This is a genomic window from Stygiolobus sp. CP850M (assembly GCF_037389425.1).
In the GTDB taxonomy this organism is placed as follows: Archaea; Thermoproteota; Thermoprotei_A; order Sulfolobales; family Sulfolobaceae; genus Stygiolobus.
The window spans coordinates 1-4,053 of record NZ_JBBHKR010000063.1 but is presented as its reverse complement, the minus strand read 5'-3'; the positions used below and the strand labels follow the sequence as shown (position 1 = coordinate 4,053).

General features: G+C 41.7%; 2 protein-coding genes. Both read left to right on the top strand.

Translation table 11 applies throughout. The features are described from left to right. Window positions 1–638 precede the first annotated feature (638 nt). Window positions 639–2,552, top strand: coding sequence for a hydantoinase/oxoprolinase family protein (locus tag WIW89_RS07350; RefSeq protein ID WP_337720287.1), 1,914 nt, complete (start codon window positions 639–641; stop codon window positions 2,550–2,552). 2 nt (window positions 2,553–2,554) lie between these two features. Next, window positions 2,555–4,051 (top strand): hydantoinase B/oxoprolinase family protein, encoded by a 1,497-nt coding sequence (locus tag WIW89_RS07345; RefSeq protein WP_337720286.1) that lies wholly within the window; start codon window positions 2,555–2,557, stop codon window positions 4,049–4,051. Window positions 4,052–4,053: the final 2 nt, after the last annotated feature.

Below are 4,053 nucleotides of genomic sequence, written 5' to 3'. Positions count from 1 at the left end.
TCGTCCAGTGATAACCCTTCGCTTAAAGCGTAAAGCTCAACTTGCCTTAAGATTTCTTCGTCCAAGGTAAGTGTAACTTCTGTCCTCATCAAAATTTCTATCGAATTTCATATATAAGGCGTTATCTATCCCTTACTCCTAAAAAAATAGGAATAGTTTTTCATGGGATAAAACTAAGACAAGCCAAAATCTTCTCCTTTAAGTTACCTCTGATCTCTTCCTAAAATCACATATCCGCGGATGATTTTTAAATAATTACTTTGATATATGTATACGTATTACGTCATGTAGTGATTTGAAATTCGGAAGTATTAGTTTAATTTTCGAACCGTCCGTATTCATTGCTCTTTTTTTCCCTTGTTTTTCAGATTAGAGAACCATGTAGGTAAATAATTAAAGTGATTTATTTTCATTGTTAATTCTAAATCTTGATCACAATATGGACTCTCTCGGAAACTTGTACGCGATTATAGGAATTACTAACCTAACTTCCCTTATGAGATCTACACATGTACCGTAAAGACACTTTGTATGACGACCAGATTTATTTTTGAATAAAAAGTTAAGCGTTAAAAAGTAAAATCTTTTCAATAGTTTACCTGCTAACGTTTAATAATTCTACAATAGCTAATCATATTATGACCCTGGCAGCAGTTGATATCGGAGGAACATTTACCGACATAATCATTCTTGAAGATGACGGTAGTCTGAGATTTTACAAGGGGTTGACAACACCTAAAGAGCCAGAAATAGGTGTCAGAAAAGGTCTAAAAGACCTCGGAGTCAAAAAATTGTCTAAACTCTTCCACGCAACTACTATCGCGACTAACGCACTTTTAGGGCAACTTAACTTAGAGTTACCACGTACTGCCCTTGTTGTAACCAAGGGCTTCAGGGACGTCATAGAAATCGGTAGACAAAACAGACCTGAACTCTACAATCTCTATTTTACCAAACCTAAACCACTAGTATCAAGGGATTCGAGATATGAGGTGGACGAAAGGACAACTCCGGATGGTAAAGTCATGAAGGAACCTAACTTGAGAGATTTGGACTTACTGGTCAAGAAAAATTACGACTCAGTAGCTATTTCTTTTCTCCATTCTTATAGGAATCCTGAAAATGAAAAGAAGGTTAAAGAGTACTTGTCTAAGTTCTTTAAATACGTTATAGCCTCCCATGAAGTGTCACCCGAACAAAGGGAGTACGAGAGGACTTCTACGACATTAATCAACGCGATGCTTATGCCTATAGTGTCGAGATACGTTGAAGGACTCCGAAGTCTTGCCGAAGAGGTTTACATAATGTCCAGTTCTGGAGGACTGATAACCTTAGAGGAAACGGTGAAGAGACCAGTACAAATTATCGAGAGCGGGCCCTCAGCAGGGCTAATAGGGGCTAAAGTGTTCGCGGAGAAATTGGGGTATAAAGACGTAATAAGTTTCGACATGGGCGGTACTACGGCTAAAGCAGGAGCAATAGTTAACGGTGAAGTCGAGATTACCTCTGAGTACGAAGTCGGAGGGAGGACACACCACGGGAGGATTATAAAAGGCTCTGGCTATCCAGTGAGGTTTCCATTCGTAGATCTTGCCGAAGTCTCAGCGGGTGGAGGTACGATAATATGGGCTGACGAAGGAGGTGCACTTAGAGTTGGTCCCATAAGTGCGGGAGCAGATCCTGGTCCGGTTTGTTACGGTAGGGGAGGCGTATACCCGACACTGACCGACGCTATGGCTATCGAGGGTAAAATAGGAGACTTACTTTCGGGTGAAATGAGGTTAGACGTTAAATCTGCTGAGACTTCACTGTCAAAGCTAGGTGACCCAATGGACGTTGCGGAGGAAGCCATAAAACTCGCAAGTGTGGAAATGGCTAGAGCGATCAGACTTGTTACTGTAGAGAGGGGATTAGACCCGGAAAACTTTACGTTATTTGCCTTTGGAGGAGCGGGTCCTCAATTCGCTCTTGAACTTGCGGATGAAATGGGAATTAGGGAAGTGATTATCCCACCCTATCCCGGATTGTTCAGCGCATTATCTCTATTAACGGCAGACCTGCGCTTCGAGGGTAGAAAAGCATTTCCTAATAACGTTGATAAAGCATTCGAAGAACTTGAGAGTAATATCCACGACGTTGATTACTTCGTAAGGTATATTGATGCTAGGTATAGCGGACAAGGTTGGGAACTAACTGTAAGGGTAGAAAAAGGACAAGACTATCGTAAAGCTTTCGAAGAGAAATACCTCTCGACTTACGGTTATACTTTACCCTATCCGATAGAAGTCGTCTTAGTAAGGGTTTTCGGTGTTAAGAGACTTGTCGACCTCAAGCTCACAGAGCAAACTAGTGGTGAAGTAAAAGTAAGTAAAAGGAAAGTGTATTTAGGAGACTGGACTGAGGTTGAAGTATATAAGAGGGAAACCTTACCCAAGGGGTTTAAGGCAAAGGGACCGGCGATAATAGAGGAGTATAGTTCTACTACAGTGGTAAAGGATGGGTGGGAATTCGAAGTTAGTAAGTTGGGGTCTATTATACTCAGGAGGGTCTGACCATGAAGTGGGAAGTAATTGAAAAGGCTACTACTTTCATAACGGAAGAGATGGGCGTCCTCCTCAAAAGAGCTGCCCTCTCTCCGAACATCAGAGAGAGAATGGATCATAGTTGTGCAATAGTGGATAAGGAGGGTAGAATAGTAGCCCAAGCCGAACACATTCCAGTTCATTTGGGCTCATTTAAAGTTGCTGTGAAAAACGTACTCCCTTATGTTAACTCGGAGACTGTTATATTTAACGATCCTTATATTTCAGGCACGCATTTAAACGACGTAGGAATAATAACACCAGTGTTTTATAGAGGCGATTTAGTCGCATATGTAGTTAATAAGGCTCACCATGTTGATGTAGGAGGCCCCTCTCCGGGGAGTATTAATCCTAATGCATCTACCTTATATGAAGAAGGAGTAGTTATCCCTCCCCTACCGCTTAATGACGAGGTCTTGAAGATAATAAAAGAGAACTTTAAGACTCCAGAGATATCCTTGGGAGATATAAAGGCTCAAGTTTCTGCAAACAACATGGGAGTAAAAAGACTGAAGGAGCTCTTTGATAAGTATGGTTTAGAGAACGTCCTTAATGCTTGGGACAAGAGTATAGAACACACTAAATCGTTGTTACCGAGATGGAGGGAAGAAATATATGAAGCTGAAGATTATATAGAGTGGAAGGACTCCTTACTCAAAATTAAGCTCTCATTAATCGTAAAGGAGGATAAGGTGATTGCAGACTTCTCAGGGACACACCCACAAATAAGCGGACCGCTTAACGCAGTAATTGGAGTAACTTATTCATCCGTGTCATTTGCAATAAGGTCTGCAATAAATAAGGAAATACCTACTAATGAAGGTTTTTACTCGTTTATAGAAGTGAAGGCTGAGGAGGGTTCTTTAGTAAACCCAAGAAAACCCGCTGCTGTGGGTGGAGGTAACGTGGAAACAGCACAGAGGATAGCAGACGTTACATTCTTAGCCTTGTCAAAATTTTTACCAATTCCAGCCGCGGGATCAGGGACTATGATGAACGTGATGATGGGAGGCATTCACGATAGTAAATATTGGGCCTATTATGAAACAATAGGTGGTGGTAGTGGGGCGAGACCTAATTCTGACGGTGTCTCGGCTGTTCATGTCAATATGACGAACACTATGAATACCCCTATTGAGGTTGCAGAGTCTTCCTACCCGATCCTCTTTACTTCATATAAGATTAGAGAAGGTAGCGGAGGAAAGGGAAAGTATAAGGGAGGGGACGGGATTATGAGGAGTTTTATCGCTCTCGATAGAATTAAGTTGTCAATACTGGCTGATAGATTTAAGATAGGCCCTTGGGGATTATACGGAGGAGAGAACGGAAAGCCAGGTGCAGTGACTATAAGGAGAAAGAACGGAAAAGTAGAGGTTATGCCAAGTAAATTTTATACGGAACTCGAAGCAGGGGATGAGGTTATAATAGAGACTCCGGGTGGAGGGGGATACGGGAAACCTGAAGGGTGAAC

Excerpts from the sequence above, each read along its gene's own strand:
- WIW89_RS07350 (WP_337720287.1), top strand. The coding sequence starts at position 639 with ATGACCCTGGCAGCAGTTGATATCGGAGGAACATTTACCGACATAATC.
- WIW89_RS07345 (WP_337720286.1), top strand. The coding sequence starts at position 2,555 with ATGAAGTGGGAAGTAATTGAAAAGGCTACTACTTTCATAACGGAAGAG.